Annotated in this window: 5 protein-coding genes and 1 pseudogene; 3 read left to right on the plus strand and 3 right to left on the minus strand. The window is 55.6% G+C overall.

What is annotated here, in order from left to right:
* The first annotated feature begins 409 nt into the window (after window positions 1–409).
* The 3 genes from M9827_RS04500 (at window position 410) to M9827_RS04510 (ending at window position 6,844) form a co-directional block, all read left to right on the plus strand.
* Complete coding sequence (locus M9827_RS04500; protein ID WP_250603777.1) at window positions 410–2,344, plus strand: hypothetical protein; 1,935 nt, start codon at window positions 410–412, stop codon at window positions 2,342–2,344.
* 101 nt (window positions 2,345–2,445) lie between these two features.
* Window positions 2,446–4,377: a hypothetical protein gene (locus M9827_RS04505; RefSeq protein WP_250603779.1), complete on the plus strand. Its 1,932-nt coding sequence runs from the start codon at window positions 2,446–2,448 to the stop codon at window positions 4,375–4,377.
* A gap of 307 nt (window positions 4,378–4,684) precedes the next feature.
* Complete coding sequence (locus M9827_RS04510) at window positions 4,685–6,844, plus strand: autotransporter outer membrane beta-barrel domain-containing protein (protein WP_250603781.1); 2,160 nt, start codon at window positions 4,685–4,687, stop codon at window positions 6,842–6,844.
* 202 nt (window positions 6,845–7,046) lie between these two features.
* On the opposite strand, the gene M9827_RS04515 is transcribed toward M9827_RS04510, so the two are convergent.
* The 3 genes and pseudogenes from M9827_RS04515 to M9827_RS04525 all read right to left on the minus strand — a co-directional run.
* A complete protein-coding gene (locus M9827_RS04515) occupies window positions 7,047–11,582 on the minus strand; it encodes an immunoglobulin-like domain-containing protein (RefSeq protein ID WP_250603783.1) in 4,536 nt (1,511 codons plus the stop codon).
* Window positions 11,583–11,988: 406 nt separating this feature from the next.
* The gene (locus tag M9827_RS04520) at window positions 11,989–12,348 is read right to left on the minus strand and encodes a DUF6124 family protein (RefSeq protein ID WP_250603785.1); all 360 of its coding nucleotides are present in this window, start codon (window positions 12,346–12,348) and stop codon (window positions 11,989–11,991) included.
* Between the two features lie 598 nt (window positions 12,349–12,946).
* Window positions 12,947–15,522, minus strand: a pseudogene (locus M9827_RS04525) (hypothetical protein); the annotation flags it as partial.

Consider the following 15,522-nt stretch of genomic DNA (forward strand, 5'->3'; position numbering starts at 1 on the left):
ATTCGTTGAAGGTGGATACCGTGTAAGCGGAGTCTGAAACGACAAAAACCGCCGACCCGTTCAACCGGGGCGGCGGTTTTTTTCTGCCTGAAGGTATGGAGTCGCTCTTTCGTCAGTCTTCGCGTGCTGGCTCGCTTCCACAGGTTGCGGCGTTGTAACAGGGCTTTGTGATCGGTGCAGATCCCTGTGGAAGCGCGCTTGCCCGCGAAGAGGCCGCAATTGACACCGCAGATCGAGGTATTCGCAGGGAGAAGTGGGGGGCGACGTCGGGCGGACGGTCAATTCCGACGAGTGGTAGCAATACCTGTAATTTCTGACAGTAGGCAGGGTCATCCCACCCGCATCTAATGAAGCCATCACCGCAGCGCGTGCACCGCGCAGCGACGTTACTTCATAGAGGTAGGCTGGAATGGCAAAGCGCGAAAAACCGGCCGGTCAGCCAGAACACAACACTACAGTGCTCTTGAGCAGGTCGGTCCAACCGACCGTACCGGCTGTCCTTGATCCCAACGATCCCAGAGGGCTTTTACCGCTCAAGGCACTGGGGGATGATCTGGTTGTGACGTTCCCGGAATTTGAACGAGGTGTCGCACCAGACGATGCAGATCTGGTTGAGTTGGGGTTCATGAGAAAAAACGGACCGTTCATCATGGTCGATGAGCGGTGGTATCCGACCAATGATCTCATTTCCTTCCCGCAAACCCTGAAAGTGCCTCGCGATTTACTGTCAGAAGGTGTCTACGAAGTCGCAATCCAGATCTCGATCTACGGAAACAACCCCAATGAAGGCCCTCGCAAAACCCTCACCATCGACACCACCAAACCCAACTTCGGAAACAAGCCGGGCGCGGCCGAGTTTCCCCCCGAGCTGAATGGCACCATCACCGAAACCTTCCTGGCTCAGGAGGGGGAGGTCAGTGTGCTGGTGCCTTGGTACGCCGATGTCGAGGCGCTGGATCGCGCACCCTATTACTGGACCAGCGAAGCCATCCCGCCGGACTCTGAAAAACCGATCCGCGAGCAGGAGTTCAGCGCTGAAGATGTCGCTGACCGACGTTTGCGCATCACCGTGTATGCCGACGAAATTCGCTCCTGGGGTTCTGGCACACGTTACTTTTATTACCATCTGAGGGACAGGGCGGGAAACGAAGGACCCAATTCCTATCTTTCGTCTATTGAAGTGGATTTGTCGCCTGCACCGGGGGCACTGCTGCCACCCCGAGTGCCGCTGTCACCCAGGGGGCTGGTCGATCGTCAGCAAGCCCGTGACGGTGTCGTTGTGGAAGTCGATGAATACGACTTTGCCAATCCCGGTCATTGGCTGGCGGTTTTCTGGGACGATACGCCCCTGCCTGAAGTCCCTGTTGACCCCTCCGCGTTTCCGCTGTCGGTCACTGTGCCGTGGTCGACCTTGCATGCAAAAGGCGATGGGCCTTTGCGGGCGAAGATCTATTACAAGATTCGCCAGGGAACAGCCTACGGGCCACCCTCGCCAGATATTTCGGTGGCAGTGAACCTGACACTCGCAGGTCAGGATCATGCCAAGGCGCCGGCGTTGATCAATGAAGATCTTGCGTTGGTCGAGGTGTTCGGCGAAAACAGCCAAACCCTGAACACCCTGAATACGGATGATTTTGGTCTGCCGGCCCGCGTGTTGCTGCCTCTCTACGATGCACCCGAACAGGGACAGCTACTGGAACTGTACTGGGGAAGTTACCCCGGCGTAGTTGCGTTTTATGAGGTGAAATCAGGCGATGTTGCCGGTAAACCTGTCGAATTTTCCGTGCCTTGGCATGTTATCGATTCCGACAAAGAGAACCCTGCTTTGCCGGTTTGGTACACCACCAGCAATGGCGTGAATCAGCAACAGTCGATGCCGACGCGGGTGGCTGTTTCCATTGTCGTGATCGAGGGTTTGCAGGAGCCGGTCTTTCCGCATGCGAACAGGAATGGCGTACTGGACTGCTGCGCACGTCCGAGGCTTTGGGAGGGCGTCACGGTAAGAATCAAAGCTGATCCGCTTATCGAGCAGGGCGACACGCTGACGCTGTTCTGGCAAGGCAGCACCGGACTGGCCGGTGCCGAGCCTATCGAAGGAACTTACGCGGAAATTGAAAAGGAACTCACAACACTGCGCCCGGGTGAAGACATCGATATCGTCGTAGAGGACTACGACCAATTGATCGCGCCTATGGTCGATGACGGTTCTGCGCTGGTTTATTACTGGCTGAAAAAAAGCACGGGCGGTCGGGGGAAATCCAAAAGGGAGTTGGTGATCATCAATCGCACCCAGCCCAGTGGCGAAGTCTGTTCGCCCACGAATGATTTTTGCGAAGAGAACTGAAAGATTTAACAGTTGTGCCATGAGGTAAATAGCCGGCATCACTCTGGAAGTTTCTAGTGGGAGTGGAGGGCCGGTGCGTCCATAATTCAGGAGAATTGAAAATGAATAACTTGAAAGTGCCTTCCAAGGCAGAGTTGGCTCGTAAAAAATTATTTGATTTGCGCCAAGCCCTGAGTACCCGATCGGGTACCCCCCCTGAAGTTGAAGACTTACTCCCGGCGCTACCGGGAGATAATGTAAAGAAACTGCACAAGTCGCGGCAGGGGACAGATTGCAAGGTAACTATTAACAACATGGTGGTTCCGGATGGGTCAAAACCCGGTGAAACATATGTTGCATTGAAAAAAGATGATGTAGTAGTGACGGATTGGAAGGCAGTGGATATTCCTGTTCCTCCTGTTTTTGAAATGACTCTGCCGGCGAAAGAGACTGCAACACCCGGTCCATTTCGCTTGACGTATGACGTTGATTACGGTGGCAACCATAATATTTCCGATGTTTTTGAGTTCTATATCGATACTGTCGCGCCTAATCACGGGACACCTGGAGATGAGGCGGTACCACCGATCGAAATTGTTAATGGCGTGTTGACACGGGAAATTCTGGAAGCTCTTGGTGAAATTACGATGATCATTCCGACGCCTGACGACGTCAAAGAGGGTGATATATATAAGGGCTACTATGGGAAAAGTGATCCCGCGGCACTTGTGGACACATTTACCGTTGAGATGGATTCTACTTGGCCGATTAAAATGGTTATCCCGAAAGCCACCATTGAACAGTGGGGCGAAGGAGCGTTCATCTTTTACTGCAAGTTTGAAGATCGCGTCGGAAACGTCGGACCCTCTTCAAAAGAATTTAAATTCGAAGTTCGACTGACAGCGGCGCCCAGTGGATTGCAACCACCTGAAGTACCGGAACACGATGACGACGTCGTCGATTTGAAGGATGCCTTTCCCGATGTCGCCGTGGTCATTCCGACATTCGATAATGGTCAGCCGAACGATGTGGCTCGAGTCACCTTCAACGGGAAGCTGCAACCCGACAAGCCGACAAATGGCACCACCCAGGTCATTGTCGACGTACCGTTCAGGGATGTCGCAGACGGCGGTGATGGTCCGAAGGATGTGACGGTGACTTACGCGATCATTCGAAACGGCAACCCGTTTCCGGAACCGACGGGGGCGACCATCAACGTCGATCTGTCGATCCCCGGGCCAGTCAATCCTGAACCCGATCCGGAGAAAGGAAATCCGAACCTCGTTGCTTTGGTCGTCAAAGGGTCAACCGGCGATAACACTTTGGTGGAGGCTGACGTTGGTAACTTGATCGACATCGACTTGACGATTCCTGATCCAACGACACTGAAGGTTGGAGATGTATTTGATTTGATTTATGACGGTGTAGTAGTTCCTCCTCCGGAGGGGCGTTACAGAGTAGACGGGACCGAGTCCGATGTTTTCAAGATACCGTTCAAACTACCGTCTGCTGTATTTGTGGCCGCTAAAAACGGCATAAAAATAGCCCGCTACGTCATCACCAATCCGTTAAATGGCAGCAACGAAAATCCATCCTTGCCAACCCCGGTTGATGCGTACGTTATTCCAGTGAATTTGCCCGATCCTGTCATTCAACATCTGTATACCAATCCGGGCGGTAATGTGTTTTTGAACTGTAATTCTCTTCGCGATATCCCGGTGGTGGGTAAGGCCGCGGTAGTCCGTATCCCGGGAGGTGGTTCACTCGTTGCTGATTTGAAACTGGACTTCGTATGGCAAGGAACACCACTTGCAGGAGGGGACCCTATTGATCCTTACCCGTTCAGCAAAACGTTGCAGGGTAATGAGCATACAGCGGGATTTGAGGTTTACCTGCCATTCAATGGCGCCCTCAGACCTATCAAGGATGGACGCGGAGTCATTTCATATGAAACCGTGATTGATGGTCGTACTCATAACTCCGGGGAACACGATGTCAGGGTAATTGTTGCTGATAATACAGGGACATACTGTCCAGGTACTCAGGAGGTCTGATAGTAGATAGAAGAAGACGGGGGTATCACCCTCGTCTTCTTTTGTTGCGACGTACGGTAAATAAATCCTGCAGAAAAACAGGAGTATTCCTACAGAATTAAATAATTTGGCCCTGTACCGTACCCGCGGACCAATCGTGTCTTGTTGAAAAAATCCGCTAAAAGTCGAAGGAGTTTGTATGGGCGTCTGTTCAGGTCGGTATCCTTTTATATTGTCAAGAAAGCACTTGGCGTGGCTGGCCTTCGCGCCGGTTTTCTCTACAAGCCCTTTGGTCTTTGCCTTGACGTCCATTGAGGCGGGGCAAACGTTGAACATTGATCAAACAACGGCACAGGACAACTATCGCGCTCGCGATGGTGGTGTATTGAACGCCAATGATGCGAATACTCATGAAGTCTTGATCACCACAGGTTCGCAATTGAATGTGGTGGGGGGGACTTATGCCGGGCGTTCGGGCAACGCGGGGATTACCCTGATCAATGCCAGTGCCAATGTGAGCGACGCCATTGTGACCGGCAGCCGAATGGGAATGTCGATCGCCCGGTTGAATGGTACAACCACCGGCTCGACTGCCGTGATCAGTGGCAGCCGGATTACCGGCCAGACTTCCGGGATCGAAACCGGTGGCGGTGCTGACATCCAGTTGACTGATACGCACCTGACCGGTACAGGTGCAAACAGCGTAGGCTTGAATTCGTTTGGTGCAGAAGTCAGGGCCAAGGGCGGTAGCATGACTGGAGGCATGAACGGTATTCGCTTGCGTCCCGACGGCCAGGGCATCGGCAGCGGCGCCAATGTGACACTGGACAACGTCGAGGTGCGAGGGATAGCGGGGCCTGCCATTCTTGCCAATGGGGGGGCTACGGCACAGATCAACGTGTTGAATTTCACCCGCCTGCTTGCCGGCAACGGTGTACTGCTTGATGTGCAAGGTACTTCCACTGCAACGATGACGGTGGCTGACAGCACGTTGGAAGGCAACATCAATGTCACCGATAACAGCCTCGCCAATCTGACTTTCAATCACGGCCACATGGTGGGTGATGTCATCGTCGATGGCAGTTCTACGGCGAATGTCACATTGGAAAATCATTCGCAGTTCACCGGCCGTCTTGACCAGGTCGACAGCGTGAACGTCAACAGCAACTCCAACTGGACACTCACCGGCAACGATTCGATCGGTGCACTGGGCATGAATGGTGGCACTGTCACCTTTGGCGGCACAACAGATGCTCCAGGTACGTATTACACGCTCAATGTCGGCTCGCTTTCCGGCAACGGGACGTTTGCGATGAAGGGCGATTTCGCCAGCGGTGAGCGTGATTTTCTCAATGTGCAGGGCGCTTCGGCAGGGAGCTTCACGCTGGCGGTTGCGGCCTCTGGCCTGGACGCCGCTTCGCCGCAGGCATTGACGCTGGTGCGTACCGGCACTTCCGACAGCGCAAACTTTGCCCTGGCCGGCGATCAGCGGGTTGATGTCGGCACCTGGTCCTACAGCCTGGCCAGTCGGGAGACTGAAGGTGGAGCGAAAGAGTGGTTTCTCGATCCGACCACCGAAGTCATCAGCCCCGGCGCGCGTTCGGTTCTGGCCTTGTTCAATACCGCACCGACTGTCTGGTACGGCGAGTTGTCATCGTTACGCAGCCGTATGGGTGAGCTGCGCTTGAACGGCGGGGAGGGTTTCTGGATCCGCACCAACGCCACCAAGCACAACGTCGCCGATGGATCGGGTGTCGGCTATCAGCAGACGCAACAGGGGTTGTCCCTTGGCGCCGATGCCCGGGTGGGCGATAGCCAGGTGCTGGTCGGGGTGCTTGCCGGCACGAGCGAGTCCGATCTGGATCTGAATCGCGGTACCTCGGGTACGGTGAAAAGCTACTACGTCGGCCCCTATGTCACCTGGCTCGACAGTGACACCGGTTACTACTTCGACGGCGTGCTCAAGTTCAACCGCTTTCGCAACGAGTCCAAGGTCAACCTGAGTGACGGCAGCCGCACCAAGGGCGACTACGACAACTGGGGCATGGGCGGTTCTGCCGAGTTCGGTCGGCATATCAAACTGGCTGACGACTACTTCGTCGAACCGTTCGCGCAACTGGCGGCAGTGCAGATCCAGGGCAAACACTACACGCTGAACAACGACATGGACGCCGACGGCGATCGCATGCGCTCACTGCTCGGCAAGGCCGGTGCCACGTTCGGGCGCAACTTCGGTTTCGGTAACGGCGCTGTCGCGCAGCCTTACGTGCGCGCGGCGATTGCTCATGAGTTCGCTTCGAACAACGAAGTGAAGGTCAACAACAACGTGTTCAACAACGACCTGTCAGGCTCCCGGGCGGAGTTTGGTGCGGGGGTGGCGGTGGCCCTGTCGGAGAAGTGGCAGGTGCATGTCGATCTGGACTATTCCAATGGGGAGCATATCGAGCAGCCGTTTGGGGTGAATGTGGGGGGGCGGTATAGCTTTTAACTACTGTGTGGTACAGGGAAGTTGTCTCGTAATCAGCGAGATACCTTAACGGCCGCTGTTCTGTCGATGAGCAGCGGCCTCGTCATTTCTGTCAGTCGGTTTGCCTGATGCCGAAGCCATCAGCTGTCCCGCCCCAGCGACACGAGTGCTAGTGGAACAGCTGATACTCCTCGATCAGGCGTTCACCCTCGTCAGCCATTGTTCAAGGTGTGATGCCCACTCCGGGCACCACATTCAGGTTCATAATCGCTTTTTCTTCCCCTGTAACCAGATTTCTACAGTGATAGAACGGGTTGGGGTTGGGCCAATAAAGGATCGACTCATTAGACCAATAGAATGAATTACCCAATGGCCAACGATTTCCAAAAGCACTGCTTATTGCCCGTAACTCGGCCATTGAAGGCAACCTCAAGCCTCGACTGTGTGCATCATCACGTACCCTGGCCAACCAGTTTGCGCTTAATCCGTAACATTGCGTCACCCCTGTTACCGACACCACATAGCTTTTCACCTGGCTCGCCGCATCCCTTACTGAAATCGTTGCACTGCCGTTACCTCGCGCAGTGACGAGCCCACTTGCCGAATCTACGAATGCGACGTTTCCATTACTAGAGCTATAAACGTAAGGAGGTTGGCCACCACTCGCCTGGTGCTGCACCGAAGTGCCTGGACCGAAGGCTGGCAATACTGCGCTCCCCGGAATGAGGTAAATCCTGCCGCTCAAGGTTTGGGAGTTGCTATTGAAGTTCAGCGGCGGTATCACCGGGAGTACCGTGAAGGTACGAGACGGCTGAGACTCCTGGCCGGTGCTGACAGCTTTTACTTTTAAGGAATGACCACCCACTCCCACCGCCAGTGTGGTACTCCATGCGTCGCCTACCGCTCTCACGGTGTGCTTTGGATTGTTGTAGTCGTAGACCTGCACTTCACGGTTGGGCGTAACGTTGCCACGCAAGGTGACCGAGGTCCTTTTTGTTGTTCCGCCGTTACCGATTTCACTGATGCCGTCATGCACAGACGTCAGCGTCGGCGCGATGTGGGCGGCGACGTTGAAGTTTCTCGCCGGGCTCTCTACCGGAACCGCGTCATACATGGCCTTGGCCGTCAGACTGTGGGAGCGGATGGCCAGACCGGTGACAGACGTTGTCCATTGTTTATCGGCATTGACGTTGACCGGCGTACCGACGGGGGCGCCATTGTCGTACATCTGGATCTGCTCACGCGGGGTGGCTTGGCCTTTGACAGTCACGACGCTGTCATAGGTCGTTTCATTCGGTCCCACCGTGCCGACCGAGTCGGTGACCGTGGTAATCGTCGGTGAAATAAAGGCTGCAACAGTAAAGACCCGGGGAGGGCTGGACTCCGGGTTACTGCCGTAATCGCCTCGCGCGGTCAGGCGATAAGTGGTCAGATTCAGGCTGCTGAAAACATATTGCCAGTCGCCGCTGGCGTTGACATTTACCGTATCGACGGTCGCGCCGGCATTGAGCAGAATGATCTTTTCGTTCGGGCTGGCTCTGCCTGTCAGATTGACAGTCCGGTAGTAGGTCGTACCATTGGCCACGACTTCACCGCGCAGGTCGCTCACCAAGGAGATCGTCGGCGTGACCGCTTGTGCCACGACGAAATCCCGTGGTGGGCTGGTCGCAGGATCAATCTCGTACAGCGCCTCGGCAGTGAGGCTGTAGCTGCGAACTTTCAGATCGTTGAGGCGGTGGTTCCAGTCACCCTTATCGTCGACGTCAAGGGTAATGAGCGGCAGTTTGTTCTCCAGCAATTTGATCTGCAGGTTTGGCGTCGCGCTGCCGGCCACCAGCACACTACTGTCATAGGTGGTTGTCCCATGGGCAACGTCCCCCCGTGAATCGCTGACCGCAAGAATTTCCGGGGTCTCTGCGAATTTCACGGTGAATGTTCGCGGATTGCTGGACACCGGGTCGGCGTCATAAAGGGCTTTGGCGCTTATGTGGTAAGACTTTTCGGTCAACGGGCCGATCTCACGCCGCCAGGTGCTGTCGGCGTCCACCCGTGCCGTGCCCATCGATGTCGTTGGCCCATCGAACAGCTCGACCGTTTCGCCGCGTGTGGCGGTACCGGTGACGGTGACTTTTTCGTCGCGGGTTTTGCCGTCCTCTTCCACTTCGCCCCGTGAGTCCGTCACCCCGGTGATGGCCGGTTGTACGTAGTCGTAGCGGGTTCTGATGGTCAGGGGCAACTGTGGAAATATGCAGGCAGTGTTCTCTTTTTCACTGCCATCGAACGCCACTTTGCAGATCAAGGTGGCGGGTGTGGAGTGGCCCAGTTTCATCAGATCGCTTCTGAGCAAGGTTTCGTTGAGGCCGTTGCTGACTTGGCTGGGGGTGATTTCCAGACCGGTGATTAGCGGGATCGTCAGGGGCGCGCCTGAAGTGGTTTGTCCTGCCAGGTAGAACCACAGACGCTGTTTCAGGGCAATGTAGGGCCAGATAGCGAGAACAGCTTTGGCATCGCCGCTGAATGTCATCAGATCCAGGACGTTGTTCTGTGCTTGAGGTACTTGCGGGTGGGGCAGTTCGCTTTCGGGGTCCTGAAAGTCTGAAACATACAAGTCGAGTGTTTGCGAAGGCGTTGCGAAGGTGTAGCGCTTTACTTCGTATTCAACCAACACTCTTTTCGCAATATTGGCGCCAATCACCGAAGGTGGTAAATGGAATTGAACGGTGCCAGTGGGACTGCCTGGCAGCTCCAGATCATCAGAGGTGCCCGCGCCGGGCGTTCCTGACCACTTCAAACGGATCATGTCCCAGTCAGGGTTCATGCTGGAGTAACTGGCGTTGATGTCTACGCCGCTCAACCCATCCATTGGGTTGAGCGTCTTGTCGGGTGCCTGTATCACCTCGGGCGGCGGTAACTCACCGACCAGTTCGCCTATGAGCAAATTGAGCGTGGCCGAGTGCTCGTATTGTTTGTTCGAGGCACGCAATAGCGAGTAGCGGACTTTCACGTACTGCGCGATGTTAGCCGTCACGAACCGTGCATCCACCCGAAACCGAAGCGGTTTACCAGCGGTTACTGTGGTGATGGGCAACCAGTCGCTGGTACAGGCAAGAGGATTGAGGCTACGCCAGTAATAAGTCAGTACATCATCCTTGAGGGTGTTCGCGTTGGCGATCAGTACATGGACACTATCGAACACCTTCGACGGATCCAGTACATCCCCCGGCGGATCGGCCTCTTCCACTTCGGGGGCCGGCAGTGTCGCCCGGACCTTCCCGACCTTGGCCAGCAGCCGCTCGGACTCTCTGATGTCGAGGAGGCCAGGTGCATCGTTCGCGACCACGTAAGAAAGGTCGAGCGTGCCGTTATCAAGCACACTGATGTGCTGGGAATCGATGTAGACCGTGACCAGGCCTTCCCTGGCTTCGTTGTCGCTGACGATATGCGGGACTTCATGCAGATAGTCGTCGCCATTGGACTTGATGCCAGACCATCTCAGGCAGATCAGGTCGCCATTTTTCATCGCGTAGCGCACGTCGACCGTGGCGTAGAGCTCGTCCGGTTCGAGGGTGTCGCCGAGCAGTTCGCGGATGCTCGGCTCGGGGAGCATGTTGACGTCGCCTTCTACCCTGGCAAGAGCGCGCCTGGAAGAGATCGGAGCGCCCCCGTCCTTTTTGTAGAGAATATAAGACGCATCGGCGTCCCCTTGGGCGATGGCCCTGATCAACTCATAGGGCACATCGATTTCCAGCACTGAAGGGATGTTATCGATGTCGCGGGTTTCACTGCAGATGAGCGGTTCAGCGTTATCCGGCGGCGTGCCGATAAAGGTCATTTTCACGCTGTCGCCCACAGCGAAGTATTGGCTGCTGACATGGATCTGAATCTTGACCGGCTGCTTGTTCAAATCCCTGATGGTAATGACGCCGTTGAGGGCTTCCCTGATGATCGGTGCCTCCAGTCGCCAGCCGCCCGCGTCCACGTCGATGTAGGTGCGTTTGGAGTGGCGGTCGGCCCAGTTCCAGACTTCGTCATTGATGAAATATTTGATTTCCCGTTTGAGGCCGTCACCGATACCGAGAATGGCATCCTGATCAATGAGGATCTCGATCGGTTGCTGGCCTTCGGCTTGCGCCTGCGTGATGCGGTGCGCAGGAAGCCAGTGCTCGCCCAGTTGTAAACGAACCTGATCGTTGCGTGTGCAATACACATACTGAGGGACTGTGGCCAGTATGCCTTTTTTGGCCCATTCGGCGTCTATCACGCCCTGATCGACCAGCTCGGGCGGCAGTTGCACGATGTTCAACTCTGAGTGGCCGTCGTCGTCGCCCGGCCTCCTGTCAAAGTTACCCGGCTTGTAAAGCTTGACCCATACCCGCAAGGCCACCGAGGGCGGATCGGCTTCGGTCTCGCCTGCGCGGGTCAGCACATAGTGGCAGTTTTCAAGCCACCCCGACTCGACAGGCGTCGGCAGATAAAAGAACACCCGCTGGTTGACTTCATCGGCCTCGACGAATCGTTCGCGCACTCTCGTGCCGTTGCAATAAATCTCGAGTTTGTCGCCCTCGCTCATGGGGCCAAGATAAGGATTGATGACGCACAGCACGCCGTTCTCATCATCGGTGGCGACCTTGATGTTGATCCCGCCATCGCCATCTTGCACCGGCTCGACCATCCCCGGAATCAGCAGGGGACGCAGCACCGCCAGTGGGTTGTTGCCTTCCGTCAGGGGAGGGAAGCGGAAACGCTTGTGAGAAGGCATCAGGCAAGTCCTCTTGAAGAGAGTTCAGGCGTTTTTGATGACGACCGGTGCAGTCTCACTCAGTGGGAATCAGCGGGGATTCCGGCTTGAGGTAGTTGACGAACACGGGAAGGCACTCCATTTGGGTGATGGAGTGATTGAACCTGTGCTGATGGGTTTGCGCACCTGTCAGATCTGACAGGTGCGTGGGGGTATCCGACGAGTGGTGTTATTTTTCTTGCTCGATCGATCGCTGGGGGGCTTTGAACATGCTTTCGCGAGCAGGCTCGCTCTCACAGATTCGGCGGTGTGAACACAGCCTTGTGATCGACACCGATCCCTGTGGGAGCGAGCGTGCTCCGTGCGGCGATCCGACGAAGACGTCGGCAGCCACAGCGCCTCACTCAAGACGTGTCACGGAGGCGCGCTACTGCGACACCTCCAGATTATCCATCACCCGATTCACCGCCAGCTCGCCGAGCATGATCAGCTGCGCGATCCCCAGCAGCGTTCTGCGCTGCGACGCCGGTATGAGGTGGGCGAAGTCATGGGCGATGGTTCTGGCTGAAGCGAGTGTTTCGCTGGCGTCGGCCAGCAGTTCTTCGTTTTTGAAGTCTGCGGTAACGGCGTACATGCGGCGGGTTTTGCGTGGCGTTGGGGGGGAGCCGGGTGGGCAAAGGTAGTGATCGAGGGCGCGTTCGGCGGCTTCGTGGAGCTTTTTTGAATCGAGGGATTCGTAGGGGGCGGTGGGGTCGGTTTCGGGTGGGTTGGGTGTTGGTTTGATCATGGTGAAGCTCCTACAAGGTGGAGCCGCTAAAACCCGTCGCTAAACAGGTAAGGTGGCGGCTGGACGCAGGTTAGCGAACCGGGTGTAGGCGCCCGGCAGACCCGAAGGTCTCCCGCGCACAGCCGCCATAACGCAAATTGTAGATAAGCATCCACAGTCGAGTTTGGAGCGCTGGTGCGCCTACAAAGATTCAGGTCGCTAAACCCGATCGCTGATTCGTCAGCGACCGCACCACAATAGAACCCGCCCCCAAGGCGCACAAGCCGGCGGATTCTGGCGTAGCTGTAGGCAATGGCGCAAGAATTTGTAGCCTGAAAGGCGTGTCTGGAGGTGTCTTTTAAACACTTCAGTTTAACAGACGAAAAGTCGGGCGATTGTCTGGGTAAAACGTGGCCTGCCCCGATAATCCTTGCGGTTATAGTCTTAAATACTGCCCAACGATTGCTGTGAATTGGATTAAATGAAAAAACCGCACTCCCTTTTGCCAAGAGTGCGGCTTTCAGCGAGGGTGGTTAATAAATGCGTCCCCTTTTCTCCTTTTTCACTGTCTCATATCCCCGTTTCTCAGTTTGGCTTTATTGGCGATCGTTGACATCTATTATCTGGTAAATGTGAAACTGTCTATATAGTAGCCATCCATTGAGGCTTCAAATATTATTTTATTGATGCGAGCTCCAGTGAATTTATGTTCGTGTACATCTATGTGAGACGCGCTTAGTAATCGGCGATCTAGTAACCTGTCGCTGTCGTCATAAATGGATACTCTGGGCTGCTGTCCTTGGTCTACTCTTGAATGCCAAAAGCTGACACTGGAACAAACAAAGTTAATTTGGAAGTTTACAGCTGATTCTCTAATCGTGAGATATCGCCCATGGACAGTGTGTGAGGGGTAGGCGGGTTCGGATGGATTGGGCTTATAAGTTCTTATGTAGGCGAATCCCGGGGAGTTTTTAGTAAATGTGCCGACAGGTGTTATGAGAGTAGTAAATATCTCTTGATCTTGGAGAGATTCAAAACCTTCAAATGGGATGAATGAAACTACGGTTAGCGTCCGGGGAGGCGTCGATTCTGCGCCCGGGGCATACAAGGCCTTTGCTTTGAAACTGTGCGCGGCCGCGCTCAGGCCTGAAACCGGCAGTTCCCATTTGCCTGTTGCGGGATCGGCAGTCGCTTTGCCTTTTGGGTTTGAACCGTCAAATACTTCGATTTGCTGACCCTTGGCGGCGACCCCGGACAGCGTTACGGCGGTTTCTACCGTGAACTTTGCGTTGGGGATTTCGACACCACTCGGCGAGCCCTTTACTGAGGTCAGCGTTGGAGCGGTGGCTGCAGTCACGGTCAACGTTCTTGCCGCCGACTCGGCACCCGCGCCATACAACGCCTTGGCTTTGAAACTGTGTGCAGCAACACTCAGACCTGTAACCGGCAGTACCCATATGCCCGTTGCGGGATCGGCAGTCGCTTTACCTTTTGGGTTTGAACCGTCAAATACTTCGATTTGCTGACCCTTGGCGGCGACCCCGGACAGCGTTACGGCGGTTTCTACCGTGAACTTTGCGTTGGGGATTTCGACACCACTCGGCGAGCCCTTAACTGAGGTCAGCGTTGGAACGGTGGCTTCCGTTACGGTCAGTGTGCGCACATTTGACCATTGCAGGGACGGAGTATAGAGCGATCCTGCGTATAACCTCCGGGCACCCACTGCAACAGTAATCGACAACTCCCATATGCCTGTTGTTGTCGAGGCTGTGGCCACCCCCTTGGAGGTGTGGCTCGGGCCGTTTCCTTCAAAAATTTCGACCTTCTGACCGTAGCTCGCTGTGCCTTTGAGTTTCAACTGGGTGCTGACGGTGAATTGACGATCAGGTACCTCGATGCCTTTGTCATCCAGCACATTGTCCAGCGTCGGCACTACCAGCGCGACCACAACAACATTGCGGGTATTCGAGGGTGTGCCGTCCTTGCGTTGGGCGCTAAGTTTGTAGGTATTCCCGACAACGAGTCCGGTCAGTTGGAATGTCCATTCCCCCTTTGAATCTACTTGAATTTCGGTATTCGGCATCACCGCGCCGTTATTGGCCAGATCGATTTTTTTGCCCGGGGTGGCCTTACCACTCAGCGTGACCGCTGTTTTTACTGTCGGGCTGCCGTGTGGGATTTCTTCCCCGCCGGGCGATTCCTTGATTGACTCAATAGTCGGCAGCACCTCTACGACGTTTTTGACCGTATAGGTCCGCACCGGAAAACTCAGCGCGAGGTTTTCATCCGTGCTGCGGTCCGGCGTTGCCATGAAAGACACGTTGAGTGGGCTGAGATCCTTTAACGACTGCAGGTCAGCCAAAGGCAAGGATGCATCGAGATAACCTTGCGATATCCAGGTCCCGTTCACGGCGTTACTTGGGCCTCTCCACACGACGCGTTTGTACTCGGTATCATCTTTTTTGGTGCCCTGTACCTCCATCCAGACACGTTGGCCACTGGCAATGTGCGGCCAGAAACCGCCACGAAGAGTGGCCGCAGCAGTGAGCGTCGACACATCCAGCTCAGTGCCGTTACCACCGGCGGCCGCCTGAATGATCTTCGGTGAGTGCGAAAGATCCACGCGCAGTTGCAACACCGCCAGCGTACGAGTCTGCGAGTCTTTCGGTTCCTGGGTGCCGCGTGTCATGGCGTAGTCAAGGGTGATTGACTTGTCGAGGTTGAAGGCGATCACCGAGACGTCCAGCGGAATTTCCTGCGGGCCGACGCGGGTGACCGGCCATGGATCCGTGGTGTGCGAACCGGCAGGCAGCGTTCCGGGGGCGCCGGTCCAGCGGACGCTGATCTTGTCGCCGACCAGCATGCCGTCATAGTCGATCACCGCGGTCAGTGTGTTCTGGGCATTGAGCGGGTCGAGACTGGTGTCATTGGGGGCTTCCTTGATCTTCGGCGCTTTCAGATCCAGCGCCACGCCGACACTGAACTTCAACGTATCCGAATAACTCGTCCCGCCCGCCGCGCGTTTGATCTCGTACTTGACCTCGACCGTGCCGCCTTCATTGCCTTTGATCATCGCGGCCGGGATGGTGAACGGCACTTCCTTGCCGGCGGTGAATTCGTTCAGTTTGATCGAGTCGGGGTATTCGCCGGTGATCGAGCCGAGCCAGGACATGAAAATTTCATCGTCTTTGACCG

It is taken from the genome of Pseudomonas sp. AKS31, from assembly GCF_023634765.1.
GTDB lineage: Bacteria > Pseudomonadota > Gammaproteobacteria > Pseudomonadales > Pseudomonadaceae > Aquipseudomonas.

Bases quoted from the DNA above. Each gene is read 5' to 3' on its own strand.
- M9827_RS04505 (WP_250603779.1), top strand. From the start codon at position 2,446: ATGAATAACTTGAAAGTGCCTTCCAAGGCAGAGTTGGCTCGTAAAAAA.
- M9827_RS04500 (WP_250603777.1), top strand. From the start codon at position 410: ATGGCAAAGCGCGAAAAACCGGCCGGTCAGCCAGAACACAACACTACA.
- M9827_RS04520 (WP_250603785.1), bottom strand. From the start codon at position 12,348: ATGATCAAACCAACACCCAACCCACCCGAAACCGACCCCACCGCCCCC.
- M9827_RS04515 (WP_250603783.1), bottom strand. From the start codon at position 11,582: ATGCCTTCTCACAAGCGTTTCCGCTTCCCTCCCCTGACGGAAGGCAAC.